Origin of the sequence: Butyricicoccus sp., from assembly GCF_050872565.1 — a bacterium.
Taxonomy (GTDB): domain Bacteria; phylum Bacillota; class Clostridia; order Oscillospirales; family Butyricicoccaceae; genus Butyricicoccus_A.
In genome coordinates this window covers 1-2,822 of sequence record NZ_JBNMHC010000296.1, presented here as the reverse complement: position 1 = coordinate 2,822, position 2,822 = coordinate 1, and the positions used below count along the sequence as shown (strand labels likewise).

General features: G+C 48.7%; 6 protein-coding genes. 2 read left to right on the top strand and 4 right to left on the bottom strand.

What is annotated here, in order from left to right; all coding sequences use genetic code 11:
- A partial coding sequence (locus ACR0P9_RS10345; protein ID WP_432619864.1) for a 3-hydroxyacyl-CoA dehydrogenase family protein occupies positions 1–184 on the top strand: 184 nt, incomplete at its 5' end.
- Between the two features lie 416 nt (positions 185–600).
- On the opposite strand, the gene ACR0P9_RS10340 is transcribed toward ACR0P9_RS10345, so the two are convergent.
- Together ACR0P9_RS10340 and ACR0P9_RS10335 are read right to left on the bottom strand one after the other, a co-directional pair.
- Positions 601–1,110: a nucleoside recognition domain-containing protein gene (locus tag ACR0P9_RS10340; RefSeq protein ID WP_432619862.1), complete on the bottom strand. Its 510-nt coding sequence runs from the start codon at positions 1,108–1,110 to the stop codon at positions 601–603.
- Positions 1,107–1,697 carry a nucleoside recognition domain-containing protein gene (locus ACR0P9_RS10335; RefSeq protein WP_432619860.1) on the bottom strand — a complete coding sequence of 197 codons (591 nt, stop codon included), beginning with the start codon at positions 1,695–1,697 and terminating at the stop codon, positions 1,107–1,109. Before ACR0P9_RS10335 ends, ACR0P9_RS10340 begins: the two co-directional genes overlap by 4 nt.
- Positions 1,698–1,751: 54 nt before the next feature.
- On the opposite strand from ACR0P9_RS10335, the gene ACR0P9_RS10330 reads away from it, so the two are divergent.
- Positions 1,752–1,997: an AbrB/MazE/SpoVT family DNA-binding domain-containing protein gene (locus ACR0P9_RS10330; protein ID WP_432619858.1), complete on the top strand. Its 246-nt coding sequence runs from the start codon at positions 1,752–1,754 to the stop codon at positions 1,995–1,997.
- Between the two features lie 58 nt (positions 1,998–2,055).
- Here the strand turns inward: ACR0P9_RS10330 and ACR0P9_RS10325 are convergent, their stop codons facing one another.
- Entirely contained in the window at positions 2,056–2,316 is a 261-nt protein-coding gene (locus ACR0P9_RS10325; RefSeq protein WP_432619856.1) for a sporulation transcriptional regulator SpoIIID, read from the bottom strand.
- A gap of 130 nt (positions 2,317–2,446) precedes the next feature.
- A partial coding sequence (locus ACR0P9_RS10320; protein ID WP_432619854.1) for an NUDIX domain-containing protein occupies positions 2,447–2,822 on the bottom strand: 376 nt, incomplete at its 5' end.

The window sequence follows — 2,822 nt, the reverse complement described above, 5'->3', positions numbered from 1 at the left end:
CGATATTCTGTCCGACCTGTCCAACATGTATGAGGAAACCGGCGATCCGAAGTATCATCCGCATCCGCTGCTGCGCAAGATGGTTCGTGCTGGCCTGCTCGGACAGAAGTCCGGCCGTGGATTCTTCACCTACAAGTATCCATTTGGTCCGGAAGTTCCTGGCGGCGAGCTGAAGATCAAGTAAAACATTCCTTGTGTTTTCTATCCCCTGTAAACGATGTTTACAGGGGATTTTTTTTATCCTTATCCGCATTCCATATGTTACATTTATTCAACTTCCCCGTGTATTCTTGTTACATTTTTTCTTATTATCTGTTTTATTTGAGACATTTTTCGTCCACATTGTAAAAATTATTTCGCAATTTTGCTCAATTCTTTTTACAGTTTTTTACATATTTATCTATTAAATTTTACAATTTTTCCTTGATTTGGAAATTATTTTATATGATTCTTACAATTTTCTGATTATTTTTCCGCATTATCTTGTCTAATATCAGAAATTTCTCTTACCAGAGCAAGATAGTTCGTTTTCATATTGAAAAATAACGAAACTTCCGTCATAATAGGAGATATAATTGGGAATTTTGTTCAGTTTTCCAGTTACGACGTGATGCGAACAAACCATGCCGCACAGACAAAGGCTGCGAGATCTGCAAACAACGCAGCCGGTATCGCATACCGTGTCTTTTTTAAGCCCAAATAGCCGCAGTACACACTGATGGTATACAAACTGGTCTCTGATGCACCGAGCATGACCGCGGCGGTTCGTCCTTGCAGACTATCCGCACCGCACGTGCGCATGATCTCCTGACCGAGTGCCAGTCCGCCGCTGCCGCTGATCGGTTTGAGCAGCAGCAGCGTGGTGCATTCCTCCGGAATGCCCGTCAGATGCAGCAGCGGCTGCAATGCCTGTCCGGCCAAATCAATAAATCCTGACACGCGCAGCATCCGCACCGCTGTCAGAATGACGATCATTGTCGGCAAAATATGCAGCGCCGTGCGCAATCCCTTTTCTGCGCCGCACAGCAGCGTGGGAAACAGATCGACCCTGCGGTACAGCGCATATCCCGCTGTGCACGCCATCAGGAGCGGAAGAAGCAAATCCGTCATTGGTTTCCCCCGCTTATTGAGAATCGAGCGAACAGCCGCGCCGCTGTCAAACCAACAACCACGGAGCAAATAGATGCGCCCCAGACGGCCGGCATAATGTCAAAGGGCTGCGCCGCACCCAACGCCGCCCGCACAGCTGCAACGGTTGTAGGGATGAGTTGAATGGACGTCGTGTTGAGCACGACAAATGTCAGCACTTCATCCGGCGTTCCTTTTTTGCCGTACAACCCATACATCCGCTCTATCGCGCGCAATCCGATGGGCGTCGCCGCATTGCTCAGTCCCATGAGATTGGCGGTGACATTTGCCGCGATGCCTTCCATAGTCTCTTTATCCTTGGAGGCGCGCGGAAACAGCGGACGCAAAATCGGGCACAGCAGTGCCGTCAATCCCTGACAAATGCCGGATTTCTGCATCAGCTCCATTACCCCCGACCACAAGCCCATGACACCTGTCAGTGCGAGGCAAAGCGTGACAGCTTGTTCTGTCCCTTCGGTCACCGCCGCAGACAGCTCTGCTGTCCGCCCTGTCATGCAGGCTGTTACGCAGGCTAAAATTATCATGCCTGCCCATAGAACATTCATCATCCATATCACACCTTTCCGTTTATCATGTATTTTTGTATGGAGGGATACCAATTTATGAAATCAACAGGAATTGTCCGCAAAGTCGATGAGCTTGGTCGTATCGTTCTTCCCATTAAATTGCGAAGAACCTTAAATATTGAAGTCAAGGATTCTCTGGAAATCTACGTAGACGGCCCACAGATCATTTTAAAGAAATATGAACCAGACTGCATTTTCTGCGGCAACACCAAGAACATTGTCCAGTTTAAGGGCAAAAATGTCTGCCGCAATTGTATGCATAAACTGTTTGAACAAAACTAATCCATTTCTTCATCTTCTCTGAGAAAATACGGGAACTGTTGCCAGTTCCCGTATTTTTTTATTCTCCGCAGTCGCTGCCGCGATACTTTCTTCTCGTTGCCATGCCGCCGCGGATGTGCCGCTCCTCTTTGTTTTTCATCAACACCTCATGCGCCTGTGTATATAGCGGCAAGTTGAGGTGATATAATCTCTCGGTAATATCTTTGTGCACGGTGGATTTGCTCACACCGAATCTCGCGGCAGTCTGTCGCACCGTCGCGCCTGTCTCTACCATATACTGTGCCAGCTGGATGGCTCGTTCTTCCGGCTGTCCTTTCACAGATTTCCCCCTCCTGACATTGCTTTGTGCTTTATGTCTATGCGGCAGGCGGCGAAGAAAGACGTGATTTGCGATAAAAAACCGGCGCACTGATGGTCTCAGTGCGCCGGTTTCTCTCATTCCGGAACGATTATTTGATTTTTCCCTGTCGGAACGCTTCAATCATGGTCATGGTCAAGCTGGAGCAATTTTCCTGTACCGGAATCTCCGCGCGGTTGATCCACGTTGCCTTTGCCAGCTCTTCGCGATCCAGTGTAATATCCGGCTCGCCGTCCAAATCAGCAAAGAAACCGGCGAGCAGATTGGAATCTACGCCCCACGGCTGACTGCCAAAATAGGTGATATTTTTGCACTCCAAGCCAACTTCTTCCTTGATCTCTCGGGCAACAGTCTGTTCCATGGTCTCTCCGACTTCGCAAAAGCCAGCCAACAGAGCAATACCCTTGTATGCCCGTCCGGCATAGCGGGAGATGAGCAGATGATCGCCATGTTTCAATCCGATAATG